This window comes from Bradyrhizobium oropedii, from assembly GCF_020889685.1.
Lineage (GTDB): Bacteria > Pseudomonadota > Alphaproteobacteria > Rhizobiales > Xanthobacteraceae > Bradyrhizobium > Bradyrhizobium oropedii.
This window is the reverse complement of record NZ_JACMYO010000059.1, coordinates 1-13,258: the sequence shown is the minus strand read 5'-3', so window position 1 is coordinate 13,258 and position 13,258 is coordinate 1. Positions and strand designations below refer to the sequence as shown.

Sequence of the window (13,258 nt, the reverse complement as noted above, 5' to 3'; positions counted from 1 at the left end):
GCCCATCATGCAGCTTGAAACTTTTCAGCTGATCGATCGGATCGTCGACCTCAACCTCGACGCAAGGACCATTGTCGTCGAGGCGGACGTCCCGCCGGACAGCCATTCGGTGTTCACGGGGCACTTCCCGGGCTACCCGATCATGCCCGGCGTGCTGCTCACCGAAGCGATGGCCCAGAGCTCCGGCTGGCTGATCCTCGGTCTGACCAAGTTCGAGCGCATGCCTTTCCTCGCCATGGTCAAGGAAGCCAAGATGCGTGGCTTCGTCAGCCCCGGATCGACGCTGACGATCGAAGCCAAGATCGAGCACGAAGGTTCAGGCTTCACCGTGACCTCGGCGAAGGTCCGCGTCGGCAAGGAGCTCAAATGCAACGCTGAGCTGACCTTCCGTCATATCCCCTTTCCCAGCCCGGACTTGCGTGTGCACATGGACGCGATGGCCAACAAGATCGGGTTTCCGCTGCAGGCAATTAGTAATGGCTGAGAAGGAAGTCTGGATCACCGGCGTAGGCCTGCTCTCCTCGCTCGGCGAGGGGCTGGATACGCATTGGGATGCGCTCGGCGCCAAGCGCGTCAATGCCGACGAGAAGCGCCTCGCGCCCTACGTGATCCATCCGATCGCCCCCGTCAGCTTCGACGCCCAGATCCCGAAGAAGGGCGATCAGCGTCAGATGGAGATGTGGCAGCGGATCGGCACCTATGCTGCCGGGCTGGCGCTCGATTCCGCTGGCGTCAAAGGCAATCAGGAAATCCTGTCGCGGATGGACATGATCATCGCAGCCGGTGGCGGCGAGCGTGACCTCAATGTCGACCTGGCGATCATGAACGCCGACGCGCAGGGCAAGCTGCCCCCTGCGCTGCTCAATGAAAAGCTGATGAACGAGCTGCGCCCGACGCTGTTCCTGGCGCAGCTCTCCAACCTGCTCGCCGGCAATATCGCGATCGTCCACGGCGTGTGCGGGACGTCGCGCACCTTCATGGGCGAGGAAGCCGCGAGCATCGACGCCGCGCGGATCGCCGTCGCGCGCATCGGGGCCGGACAGAGCGACATCGCCCTGGTCGGCGCGGCCCATAATGGCGATCGCGGCGACCTGCTGATGCTCTATTCGTTCGGCGACTTCGCCCTCAAGGATCAACATACGTCGGTCTGGGCCCGCAGGAACAACCCGGGCTTCGCGATCGGCTCCGCCGGCGCCTTCCTGGTGATGGAATCGCGCGAGCATGCCGAGGCACGCGGCGCGAAGCCGTACGCCAAGCTGACCAAGGTGGTCGCCGATCTGGCCAAGCGCAAGCAGCCCGGCGCAGTGACGCAATCGCTGCAGGCGATGTGGCCGCAGCTTGGTGTCAACGATGCCAATACCATGCTGATCACGGGTGCGACCGGCGCGGAGCCTGCGACCGCCGAAGAGCGCGAATTCCTCGGTCAGCACCCCGGCCTTGCCGTGCGCGCCACCGGAACGACCTTTGGGCACACCATGGAGGCGCAGTTCCCGCTCGGGCTCGCGCTGGCCGCGCTGTCGATCTCGCGCGGCGCGCTTTATCCGGCCAACGACCCGACCGGGCTGGAGGTTGAAAAGACCGAAGCGCCAACCCAGATTGTCGTGTTGGGGGTCGGCCACTGGCAGGGCGAAGGCATGGCACTGGTCGAGGCCGTCAAGTAATTCGGCGCAAGCACCGACGGGGACACCATGACAGCACCACGCGATAAATTCGGCCGACCGATCGTTGTCGTGACCGGCATGGGAATCGTGACGTCGCTCGGCGGCGGCAAGACCGACAATTGGAAACGCCTCAGCGCAGGCGAGTCCGGCATCAAGACCGTCACGCGCTTTCCGCTCGATAGCATGAAGACGACGATGGCCGGCGCCGTCGATTTCGTCACCGTCGATCCGTTCTCGTCGACCAGCCTGTCGCAGCGCCTCGCGGAAATCGCCGCCGAAGAGGCACTGGAGCAATCCGGCATCGGCAGCAAGGGCGACTTCCCCGGCCCGCTGTTCCTGGCGGTCGCGCCGATCGAGACCGAATGGCCGCAGCGGCTCGAAGTCGCGCGCGACGTTCCGACCAAGGACTTTGGCATCATCGAATATCTGGCGACCTGCAGCGGCGGGAAGTTTGCGCACTTCCACCGGCGCTTCACGTTCGGTTCGGTCGCGCTCAGCCTCGCCGAAACTTTCGGCACCAAGGGATCGCCGATTTCGCTCTCGACGGCTTGCGCATCCGGCGCGACCGCGATCCAGCTCGGCGTCGAGGCGATCCGCCGTGGCGAAACCGATGCAACGCTGTGCATCGCCACCGACGGCTCGGTCAATCCGGAAGCCATGGTGCGATTCTCGCTGCTGTCGGCCCTTTCCACCCAGAATGATCCGCCGCAGGGCGCCTCAAAGCCGTTCTCGAAGAACCGCGACGGCTTCGTGATGGCCGAAGGCGCCGGCGCGCTGGTGCTGGAGAGCTACGACGCCGCGATCGCGCGTGGCGCGCGCATCCTCGGCGTCGTCGCGGGCTGCGGCGAGCTGACCGACTCCTTCCACCGCACCCGCTCGGCCCCCGACGGCAAGCCGGCGATCGGCTGCGTGCGCAAGACGCTTGCCGACGCCGGCATGGAGCCCGAGCAAATCGATCACATCAACGCGCACGGCACCTCGACCCCGGAAAACGACAAGATGGAATATCTTGCGACCGCGGCCGTGTTCGGCGAGCACACCAAAAACATTCCGGTGTCGTCGAACAAGTCGATGGTCGGCCACACCATCTCGGCCGCCGGCGCGGTCGAGGCGATCTTCTCGCTGCTCACGCTCGAGCATCAGCGGATTCCGCCGACGATCAATTACGAGGTGCCGGATCCCGCGATCCCGTTCGACGTGGTCGGCAACAAGGCGCGCGACGCCAAGGTGACCGCCGTGATGTCGAACTCGTTCGGGTTCGGCGGGCAAAACGCCTCGCTGATCCTGACGCGCGAACCGGCCTGATCCACGCCTCGCCTCGTCCGATGAAACGCCTGCTCCTTCGCACCCGGGCGCGCCTGCGTGACGCAGCAAAGCCCGTGACCAACGTCGCCATTGGCGCGTTGACGACTGGGCTGCTGCGCACGACGCGCTATTTCGATCCGGAGAAGACCGCACGATTCTTCGGCCACGCCGCGCATTTCATCGGCCGCCGGTTGCGTGAGGATCGCATCGGCCGCGAGAACCTCACGGCCGCCTTCCCGGAGAAGTCGCCGCAGGAAATCGAAGAGATCCTGACTGGCGTCTGGCACAACCTCGGACGGATCGGCGCCGAATTCGCGCATATCGACCGCATCTGGGACCATGATCCCCGGAATCCCGACAAGCCGGGCCGCGTCGAATTCTCAGCGCGCAGCAAGCAGCTGTTCGACCAATTGCGTGACGACGGCAAGCCGGCACTGTTCTTCGCCGCACATCTCGGCAACTGGGAGCTCTCGCCTATTGCTGCCGCCGCGCATGGCCTCGACGCCACGATCCTGTTCCGGCGGCCGAACATCGAAGCAGCCGACCGCGCCATCGAACGCATCCGCGCCGTCAATTTGGGTACGCTGGTCCCGGCCGGCCGCGACGCGCCGCTCAAGCTGGCGCAGGCGCTGAAGAACGGCCAGCACGTCGCGATGCTGGTCGACCAGTATTTGACCAACGGCGTCCCCGTCACCTTCTTCGGCCGCAAGACCACCGCGAACCCGCTGCTAGCCCGCCTGCGCCGGCAGATCGATTGCCCGATCCACGGCACGCGGATCATCCGCCTGCCCGATGGCCGTTTCCGCGGCGAGGTCACCGAGGAAGTGAAGCCGGTGTTCGACGCATCCGGCCAAGTCGATATCCAGGGCACGACGCAGGCGATCACCGACATCGTCGAGGGCTGGGTCCGCGAGTATCCGGATCAGTGGCTCTGGCTGCACCGGCGCTGGCGGTAGGCGGAGACTGTCATTCGTCATTGCGAGCGAAGCGAAGCAATCCATCTCGCCACTTGCGGAACCATGGATTGCTTCGTCGCTGACGCTCCTCGCAATGACGGCACGCTACTGCGACGAGAATGTCACTTCCCGGTCTTCACCCGCGTCCACAGCCGATTGATGATCCGCTGCGTCGCCGGATCGCGCGCCGTGATCACGAATAGCTTCTTCTGCATCGCCGCGTCGGGATAGATGTTCCTGTCGTCGAAGATCTTGGGGTCGATCAGCTTCTGGCTCGCCAGATTGCCGTTGGCGTAAGACAGGAAGTTCGAGTTCTTCGCCGCGACGTCGGGACGATAGAGGTAGTTGATCAGCTCATAGGCCTCAGCGACGTTCTTGGCATCGGCGGGGATTGCGAGATTGTCGAAGAACATCTGCGCGCCCTCCTTCGGGATCGTGTACCCGATCTCGACGCCGGTCTTGGCTTCCGCCGCCCGGCTGCGGGCCTGCATGATGTCGCCCGACCATCCGACCACGAAGCAGATCTCGCCCGAAGCCAGCGCGCTGAGATATTCGGACGAATGGAATTTGCGCACATAGGGCCGGATCTTGGTGACGAGATCGGCGGCCTTCTCGAGGTCGGCCTGCCTGGTCGAGTTCGGATCGAGACCGAGATAGCTCAGCGCCGCCGGCAGGATGTCGTCGGCGGAATCCAGCATGTGGATGCCGCAATCCTTGAATTTGGCGAGGTTCTCCGGCTTGAACACCATGTCCCAGCTGTCGATCTTCGCGTCAGGTCCGAGGATCTTCTCCGCCATCTTGACGTTGTAGCCGATGCCGGTGGTGCCCCACATGTAGTTGGCGCCGTAGTTGTTGCCCGGATCGTAGGTCGCGAGTTGCTCCGTCACCACCGGCCAGGCATTGGCGAGGTTCGGCAGCTTCGACTTGTCGAGCTTCAGGAACACCTTCGCGGTGATCTGGCGCTGCAGGAAATAACCGGTCGGCACCACGACGTCGTAACCGGACTTGCCCGCGAGCAGCCGGGTCTCCAGCGTCTCGTTGGCGTCGAACGTATCGTAGACGACCTTGATGCCGGTTTCCTTGGTGAAGTCCTCGAGGACTCCCGGCGCCATGTAGTTCGACCAATTGTAGAAGTTGACCGTACGATCCTCGGCGCCGGCGGAGGCCGAGAACAGCAGGAGCGTTGCGACCGCGCCGACGATGGTGACGAGACGACGGTGCTGCTCTCGCATCCTGGCCCTACCTCTTGCGGCGGTGAACCGCGTCCGACAGCCGCTCCAGCGCGGTGTCGAGCGTCGAGTCTTTCTTGGCGAAACAGAAACGCACGACGGACGTCACAGCATCCTGCTCGTAAAACGCCGACACCGGAATAGCCGCAACCTTGTAATCCTGCACAATTCGCCAGCAGAACTCAGCATCGGTCTCGTTGAGGCCGAGCGGCGATAGATCAACGGTGAGGAAATACGTCCCCTGCGACTTCAGCACCGGAAAGCCGATGCTCTCGAGCCCCTTGGTGAGACGGTCGCGGCTTCGCGCCATGTCCTTGCGCATATCGAGGAAATAATCGTCCGGCTTGCCGAGGCCGTACGCAACCGCGGCCTGCAGATTGGGCGCCGTCGTGAAGGTGAGGAACTGATGCACCTTCGCAGCCACGCGCAGCAGCGGCGGCGCGGCGCAGACGAAGCCGATCTTCCAGCCCGTCAGCGAGAAGATCTTGCCGGCGCTGCCGACCTTGATGGTGCGATCGCGCATCCCCGGAATCGTGATCAGCGGGATGTGCTCGCGGCCGTCGAACACGACGTGTTCCCAAACCTCGTCGCAGATCGCGACCACGTCGAACTCCTGGCAATACCGCGCCAGCAGTTCGAGGTCCTCGCGCGGATAGACCACCGCGGCCGGGTTGAGCGGATTGTTGAACAGCACCGCCTTGGTCTTGTGGTTGAAGACGCTGCGCAGCATCTCCTCGTTCAGCCGCCACTCCGGCGGCTCGAGCCGCAACAGCCGCGGGATGCCGCCGGCCTGGCGGATGATCGGCAGATAGGAATCATAGACCGGCTGGAAGCACACGACTTCGTCGCCCGGTTCGACCACGGAGAGGATCGAGGAGGTCAGCGCCTCGGTGCCGCCGGAGGTGACCATCACCTCCGTCATCGGATCGAGCTTGAGCCCGTGCCAGTGGCCGTAATGCGATGCGATCGCCTGACGGAGCTCCGGAATGCCCATCATCGACGGATACTGGTTGTAGCCGTTGATGGAAGCATCCGCGACGGCGCGGCGGATGTCCTCCGGTCCGGGATCGTCGGGAAAGCCCTGTCCGAGATTAATGGCGTTGTTGTCGCGCGCGGCCTGCGACATCGCCTCGAAGATGGTGACGGGAAGGTCCGCGAAGACCTTGTTCATGGAGGTCATGTCAGGGATCAGCCGCCCGTCTTGGTCGGCAGTCCCGCAGCCTTCCAGCCGATGATGCCGCCCGCCAAATGCTTGTCATAGGGCAGGCCCGCAGCCTGGGCGGCCAGCGAGGCCGTCACCGAGCGCTTGCCGGAGCGGCAGGCGAACACCACCTGCTTTCCTCTCGGATCGGGGATAGCGGCCGGGTCGAAGGTCGACAGCGGCACCACGACGCCATCGGGATAGGCTTCGACTGCGACCTCATTGGGCTCGCGGACGTCGACCAGGAGATAGCGGCCTTCCGCCATGCCCTTCGACACCTCGTCCGGAAACAAATCTTCCACCTTGTGGTCCGCCACGGAAATATCCTCCCGACTATCAATTGGCGAGCATCGCGCGGCTCGCCGTTCCGGGCGCAAAGTCGCCTCTCGCGGCAAGAAAATCAAGCGTCCGAAACGGGTTAGATGCCGCGCAGAAACGGTAGGTCGTACGCCCTAAATCGTGACCTGGGTGCCGACCTCGACCACCCGCCCGGTCGGAATCTGGAAATAGTCGGTGGCATCGTTCGACGAGCGGCTCAGCGCGATGAACAGATGGTCCTGCCAGCTCGGCATGCCCGAATGCGCCGCCGGCTTCAGCGCGCGGCGGGACAGGAAGAATGAGGTCGACATGATGTCGAACTGCCAGCCGAGCTTGCGCGCGATCGCCAGCGTCTTCGGCACGTTCGGCTGCTCCATGAAGCCGAACTTCAGCGTCACCTTGGAGAAGGTTTCGGTCAGCTGCTCCATCCGAACCCGCTCGGACGGATCGATGCGCGGCGTCGGCGCGGTCTCGATGGTCAGGATGACGTTCTTCTCGTGCAGCACCTTGTAGTGCTTGAGGCTGTGCATCAGCGCGGTCGGCGCGCTGACGGGATCGCTGGTCAGGAACACCGCGGTGCCGGACACACGCTGCGGCGGCCGCTTCTCCAGCATCGCGACGAGATCGGCGAGCGGGAATTCCAGCTTGCGCGACTTCTCGAACAGCAGCCGGCTGCCGCGCCGCCAAGTGTACATCACCACGATCATGGCGCCGCCAAGCGCGAGCGGCACCCAGCCGCCCTCGAACACCTTGAGCAAATTGGCAGCCAGGAACGTGATGTCGAGGAACAGGAACGGCGCGACCAGCGCGGCGGCGGCGATCGGCGACCAGCGCCAGACCTTCCAGATCACCACAAAGCCCATCATCGCCGTCACCACCATGGTGCCTGTGACCGAGATGCCGTAGGCCGACGCCAGCGCGCTCGACGAGCGGAACATCAGCACCAGCACGATCACCGCGATGAACAGGAGCCGGTTGATGCGCGGCATATAAATCTGCCCGGAATGCGCTTCCGAAGTATGACGGATCTCGAACCGCGGCATCAGGCCGAGCTGGATTGCCTGCCGCGTCAGCGAATAGGCGCCGGTGATCACGGCCTGGCTCGCGATCACAGTCGCCAAGGTCGCGAGCGCGACCATGGGGATCAGCGCCCAGTCCGGGAACATCAGGAAGAACGGGTTCTCGATGCCCTTGGGATCGCCGATCAAGAGCGCGCCCTGGCCGAGATAGTTCAGCGCCAGCGACGGCAGCACGATGAACATCCACGCGGTCTGGATCGGGCGCTTGCCGAAATGGCCGAGGTCGGCATAGAGCGCCTCCGCGCCGGTCACGGCGAGGAACACGGCACCGAGCGTGATGAAGCCGATCACGCCGTGATGCAGCATGAACGACACCGCAAGCACCGGGTTGAATGCGAGGAACACCTCGGGATGCCGCGCGATCTGCGGCAGCGCCGCAACTGCGATCACCGCGAACCAAACGCACATCACCGGCCCGAAGAAGGCCGCGACGCGCGCCGTGCCGCGCGACTGCACGGCGAACAGGAAGACCAGGATCACCACCGTGAGCGGGACGACATAGGGATCGAAGGTCGACGTGACGAGCTTGATGCCTTCGATCGCCGACAGCACCGAGAGCGCCGGCGTGATGACCGCGTCGCCGTAGAACAGCGCGCCGCTGATGATGCCGAGCAGCACGATCGCGCCGGCCCCCTTGGTGGCAGCGCGCTGCGCCAGCGCCATCAGCGCCAGCGTGCCGCCTTCGCCATTGTTGTCGGCACGGAGCAGGATCACGACGTATTTCAGCGTGACGACGACAATCAGCGCCCACAGGATCAGCGAGAGCACGCCGAGCACTGCATGCGCAGTTACGGCGCCCTCGCCGCCGGCAGCAGCGACAACGGCTTCACGCAGCGCGTAGAGCGGGCTGGTGCCGATGTCGCCATAGACGACGCCGATGCTGCCGAGCAGCAGCGCCTTGAAGGTGGCGGTCGAATGCGCCTCGCCATGGCCGTTTGCCGCCGGCGCTTCCGCCGCGGTGATCGCACTCTCGGATGACATGGGAAGCTGCGCCTCTGTCTTCTGCCGCACTGCAACAATGCCGGAACGCAGGCCTATACTCCCGGCAGGAATGCATAGGTTAGCACGGATTCAGGCCTCCACTATGCGTATCGCGCATAGATCACGGCTTTTCAATGCCGGAATTCGCTGCCGGTTCAGATAGTTACCTGAGTACCCACTTCAACCACCCTCCCTGTCGGGATCTGGAAATAGTCGGTCGCATCGTTGGCGGACCGGCTCATCGCGATGAACAGATGGTCCTGCCACTGCGGCATGCCCGACTGGGCGGACGGCTTCAGCGACCGCCGCGACACGAAGAACGAGGTCGCCATGATGTCGAACTGCCAGCCGAGCTTGCGGACGACCGCCAGCGCCTTCGGCACGTTCGGCGATTCCATGTAGCCGAAGCGCAGCCGCACTGCGGTGAACTTGTCGCTGACCTTCTCCATATTGACGCGCTCCGACACATCGACGCGCGGCGTCGGTGCGGTTTCGATGGTCAGGATCACGTTGTGCTCGTGCAGCACCTTGTTGTGCTTGAGATTGTGCAGCAGCGCGGTCGGCACGAAGCTCGGGTCGCTGGTCAGGAACACCGCGGTGCCCTTGACGATGTGCGGCGGCCGCTTCTCCAGACTGCGGATCAGGTCGCGCAGCGGAACCTCGATGCGGCGGGTCTTGGCGATGAGGATCGCGGCGCCACGGCGCCAGGTCCAGATCATCGTCGCCATCACGACGCCGAACAGCAGCGGCACCCAGGCGCCCTCGAACAGCTTCAGCAGGTTGGCGCTGAAGAAGGTCATGTCGACGATCACGAATGGCAGGATCAAGGCGGCTGCCGACACCACGCGCCAGTTCCACAGCTTCCAGATCACGATGAAGCCCATGATGCCGTCGGCGACCATGGTGGTCGAGACCGCGATGCCGTAGGCCGAGGCGAGCCCGCTCGAGGTGCGGAACAGCAGCACCAGCAGCAGCACGCCGATCAACAGCAGCCGGTTGACCCGCGGCAGATAGATCTGCCCGGCATGGGTCTCCGAGGTGTAGCGGACCTCGAAGCGCGGCAGCAGTCCGAGCTGCACCGCCTGGCTGATCAGCGAATAGGCGCCGGTGATGACCGCCTGGCTTGCGATCACGGTCGCGGCGGTGGCGAGCCCGACCAGCGGCAGCAGCAATACGTCCGGCACCATCCGGTAGAACGAGTTCTCGATCGCCGCCGGATCGGACAGCACCAGCGCGCCCTGCCCGAAATAGTTGAGCAGCAGCGAGGGCAGCACGAAGAACAGCCAGCCGGACTGGATCGGCTTGCGGCCGAAATGCCCGAGATCGGCATACAGCGCCTCGCCGCCGGTCACCGCGAGGAACACGGCGCCCAAGGTCACCAGGCCGACGGTGCCGTGGGTCAGCAGGAACTGGAGCGCGTAATAGGGATTGATCGCCGCCAGCACCGACGGATCGTCCATGATGTGGACCACCCCCATCACCGCGAGCGAGGCGAACCACACCACCATGACAGGCCCGAACGCCGAGGCGACGCGCGCGGTGCCGGAGCGCTGCACCGCGAACAGCGCAACCAGGATCAGGATCGTCAGCGGCACCACATAGTGCTCGAGATGCGGCGTGGCGAGCTTGAGGCCTTCGACCGCCGACAGCACCGAGATCGCCGGCGTGATCATGGAATCGCCGATGAACATCGAGGCGCCAACCACGCCGAGCGCGAGCAGCGGCCAACTGCGCCGTCCAAGCGCGCGCTGACCGAGCGCCATCAGCGACAGCGTGCCGCCCTCGCCATTGTTGTCGGCGCGCAGCAGCAGCAGCACGTATTTCGCGGTGACGACGGTGAACAGCGCCCACAGGATCAGGCTGAGCACGCCGAGCACCATGATGCGGGTGACCGGCTGGCCGTGCGCGGCGCCGCCGACCGCCTCGCGGAATGCGTAGAGCGGCGAAGTTCCGATATCGCCGAACACCACCCCGATGCTGCCCAGCGTCAGGGCCCAGAAGCTTGAGGTGCCCTGGCCTGTTGCTTGAGCATCCCGGGCTTCGGTGGATGAGACGCTGGCAGCCATGGCGAAGGTTGGAACGCCCGATCGGTTGATTTTGATCCGCGCGGCTATCGACGCTTCCGCCCCGCCTGTCAACCAACCAACAACCAGCTCGACGGTAGCATGGTATTTCGAGGCTACGGCTTCAGGTCCGGCGGCAGGGGCGGATTTTCCCGCATCAACGTGATGGTCACGCGACGGTTCGCCGGCAGCGTCGGATCGTCGGGAAACAGCGGCTGGCCGTCAGCCTTGCCGGAAACCGCGAAGACATGCGACGGCGGTAGCCCTTCCCGCTCCAGGATCTGTCGCACCGCATTGGCGCGGTCCGCGGACAGGTCGAAGGCGTCGTAATCGCTGCGCGCCGGCACGAAGCCTGCGGCTGTATGCCCCACGATCGCGATCCTGAGCGGCGTCGCCTTCAGTGGCGCGGCGAGCTTCTGGATCAGCCGGCGGGTGCGCTCATAAGGCTCCCTGGAGCCGTCGGCGAACATCGAGCGGCCGTCCTGGTCGACGATCTCGAGGTTGAGCCCCTCCTTGGTCTCCTCGAACATGATGTTCTTGGAGATTTCGGTCAGCTCCGGCATGTCCTGCAGCGCCTGCCGCAGCGAGGCGGAGGCGAGCGCGAATTCGCGGTCGATCTTCAGCCGCGCGCCGTTGATCTGGCTGCGCTCCTTCTCGTCCGGCGTCGGATTGGCGGAGGACTCTTCCGGCGAGATGTGCTCGACATTCTTCAGCTTGGGCCGGGTCGGCAGGCCGTCGGACTCGACGATCCCGGAATAGCGCACATTGGTCTGCACGCCGAACGCGTCGCGCATCGAACCGGCGACGATCTTCAGCTTGTTGTTGTCCATGGTGGAGAACGCGACGAGCATCACGAAGAAGCTCATCATCAGACCCATCAGGTCGGCGAAGGTCACGAACCAGCCGTGACCTCCACCATGGGCGTCGCCGCGCTTTTTCTTGGCCATTGTCGCGTTTTTCCGGCTGCGTTTCCCGAACCCACCGACCGGTCAGGCCGGGACCGGCTCGCCTTCCTCGTGGCGATGCTTCTCCGGCAGATAGGCCAGCAGCATCTCGCGCACCAGCGCGGGGCTCTTGGAGTCGCGGATCATCAGGATGCCGTCGATGATTAGCGTGCGGTTGGTTTCCTCGTCGAGCAGCTTGCCGTGCAGCTTGTCGGCGATCGGCAGGCAGAACAGGTTGGCGACCAGCGCGCCGTACAAGGTCGCGAGCAGCGCGGTTGCCATGAACGGGCCGAGCTTGGATGGGTCGGTCATGTTGGCGAACATCTGCACCATGCCGATCAGCGTGCCGATCATGCCGAACGCCGGCGCACAGTCGCCGATCGCGCGGTAGATCTTGCTGCCCTCGTCGAGGTGCATCAGGAAATTGTCGCGGTCGCGCTCCATGTTGTCGCGGATGAATTCGAGGTCGTAGCCGTCGGCGACATAGCGGATGCCCTTGGCGAGGAACGGCTCGTCGGTCTCGACCTTCTCCAGGCCGACCGGGCCCTGCTTGCGGGCGATCTCGGCGATGCGGGCGAGTTCGTCGACGAGGTCGCGCGCCGACAGCCGGCTCATGGTGAAAGCGAATTTGGCGCCGAGCGGCAGGCCATGCAGCATCACGCCGAGCGGAAAGCGGATCATCGTCGCCGCGATCGAGCCGCCAAAGATGATGATCATGGCGTGCTCGGAGATGAACATGTGCAGATCGCCGCCCATGAACATCATCACCGAAATGACGATGATGCCAGCCAACAGCCCGGCGCCTGTCATGATATCCATGAGAAACTCCAACGCGAACGCAACCCGCCTGTCCTGGACGGCGCGCAGCCCAAGGCGGGCCGCGTGGAAAAACCCTATCGTTAATGCCATTAAGGACGCGTTACCGAATTTGGTAGGGATAACAACGGGTAAACGCCGGTCTTCTCGCGATGTCGTTGAAGATGCTGGATTTCCGCATGGGACGCCGTCGCTGCATGCGCAAAAAGCCTCCCCGTAGAACAACGGACATGAGATAGGTTCGACCAGAGGAAACGAACAAGCGAGCAGGACAGGATGAAGGCGGTCGTCGTCGAGCAATATGCGCCCATCGATCAGATCGGGCTGAAGCAGATCTCTACCCCCGAACCGGGCCCCGGACAGATCCGCGTCCGCGTCCATGCCGCGAGCATCGGCTTCGTCGATGGCCTGAAAGTCGAGGGCCGCTACCAGACCAAGGATGCCCTGCCCTTCACGCCCGGTGCGGAATTCGCCGGCGTGGTCGATGAGGTCGCAGGCGACGTCACCGGCATCGCGCCGGGCATGCGGGTGATGGGCGCGGCACGCTCGGGCGCGTTGGCCGAGTATATCGTGGTGCCGCCAGCCGCCGTCGAGATCATGCCCGACGGACTGTCGATGGAGGCCGCCGCCGCCTTCCGCACCAACTACCTCACCGCGCTCTACGCGCTCGGCGAGCGTGGCTCGCTCAAGGCCGGCGAGCGGCTG

The 13,258-nt window shown here is 64.5% G+C and carries 12 protein-coding genes; 5 read left to right on the top strand and 7 right to left on the bottom strand.

The annotated features are described in order from the left end of the window. The first annotated feature begins 7 nt into the window (after nucleotides 1-7). The 4 genes from H8A95_RS18330 to H8A95_RS18315 are packed head-to-tail and all read left to right on the top strand — an operon-like array spanning nucleotide 8 to nucleotide 3,922. On the top strand, nucleotides 8-484 hold the full coding sequence (locus H8A95_RS18330; protein WP_229184388.1) for a 3-hydroxyacyl-ACP dehydratase FabZ family protein: 477 nt from the start codon (nucleotides 8-10) through the stop codon (nucleotides 482-484). Further along, entirely contained in the window at nucleotides 477-1,661 is a 1,185-nt protein-coding gene (locus H8A95_RS18325; protein WP_229184387.1) for a beta-ketoacyl-ACP synthase, read from the top strand. The genes H8A95_RS18330 and H8A95_RS18325 overlap by 8 nt, the downstream gene beginning before the upstream one ends. Before the next feature lie 27 nt (nucleotides 1,662-1,688). Next, nucleotides 1,689-2,966 (top strand): beta-ketoacyl-ACP synthase, encoded by a 1,278-nt coding sequence (locus H8A95_RS18320; RefSeq protein WP_229184386.1) that lies wholly within the window; start codon nucleotides 1,689-1,691, stop codon nucleotides 2,964-2,966. Nucleotides 2,967-2,986: 20 nt separating this feature from the next. After that, entirely contained in the window at nucleotides 2,987-3,922 is a 936-nt protein-coding gene (locus H8A95_RS18315) for a lipid A biosynthesis lauroyl acyltransferase (protein WP_229184385.1), read from the top strand. A gap of 122 nt (nucleotides 3,923-4,044) precedes the next feature. Here the strand turns inward: H8A95_RS18315 and H8A95_RS18310 are convergent, their stop codons facing one another. From H8A95_RS18310 to H8A95_RS18280, 7 genes are all read right to left on the bottom strand, one after another. Beyond that, nucleotides 4,045-5,154, bottom strand: coding sequence for a polyamine ABC transporter substrate-binding protein (locus H8A95_RS18310; protein ID WP_229184384.1), 1,110 nt, complete (start codon nucleotides 5,152-5,154; stop codon nucleotides 4,045-4,047). Between the two features lie 7 nt (nucleotides 5,155-5,161). Beyond that, complete coding sequence (locus H8A95_RS18305) at nucleotides 5,162-6,331, bottom strand: aminotransferase (RefSeq protein ID WP_229184383.1); 1,170 nt, start codon at nucleotides 6,329-6,331, stop codon at nucleotides 5,162-5,164. Between the two features lie 8 nt (nucleotides 6,332-6,339). Beyond that, nucleotides 6,340-6,669 (bottom strand): rhodanese-like domain-containing protein, encoded by a 330-nt coding sequence (locus tag H8A95_RS18300; RefSeq protein WP_420839419.1) that lies wholly within the window; start codon nucleotides 6,667-6,669, stop codon nucleotides 6,340-6,342. 135 nt (nucleotides 6,670-6,804) lie between these two features. Beyond that, entirely contained in the window at nucleotides 6,805-8,730 is a 1,926-nt protein-coding gene (locus H8A95_RS18295; protein WP_229184382.1) for a potassium transporter Kup, read from the bottom strand. A gap of 155 nt (nucleotides 8,731-8,885) precedes the next feature. Further along, nucleotides 8,886-10,796 carry a potassium transporter Kup gene (locus H8A95_RS18290; RefSeq protein ID WP_229184381.1) on the bottom strand — a complete coding sequence of 637 codons (1,911 nt, stop codon included), beginning with the start codon at nucleotides 10,794-10,796 and terminating at the stop codon, nucleotides 8,886-8,888. A gap of 113 nt (nucleotides 10,797-10,909) precedes the next feature. Beyond that, nucleotides 10,910-11,740, bottom strand: coding sequence for an OmpA/MotB family protein (locus tag H8A95_RS18285; protein ID WP_163161094.1), 831 nt, complete (start codon nucleotides 11,738-11,740; stop codon nucleotides 10,910-10,912). A 42-nt stretch (nucleotides 11,741-11,782) separates the two neighbouring features. Next, the gene (locus H8A95_RS18280; RefSeq protein WP_163161095.1) at nucleotides 11,783-12,556 is read right to left on the bottom strand and encodes a motility protein A; all 774 of its coding nucleotides are present in this window, start codon (nucleotides 12,554-12,556) and stop codon (nucleotides 11,783-11,785) included. A 273-nt stretch (nucleotides 12,557-12,829) separates the two neighbouring features. Between H8A95_RS18280 and H8A95_RS18275 the strand changes: the two genes are divergently transcribed. Next, on the top strand, nucleotides 12,830-13,258 hold a 429-nt coding region (locus H8A95_RS18275), incomplete at its 3' end, for an alcohol dehydrogenase catalytic domain-containing protein (protein ID WP_229184380.1).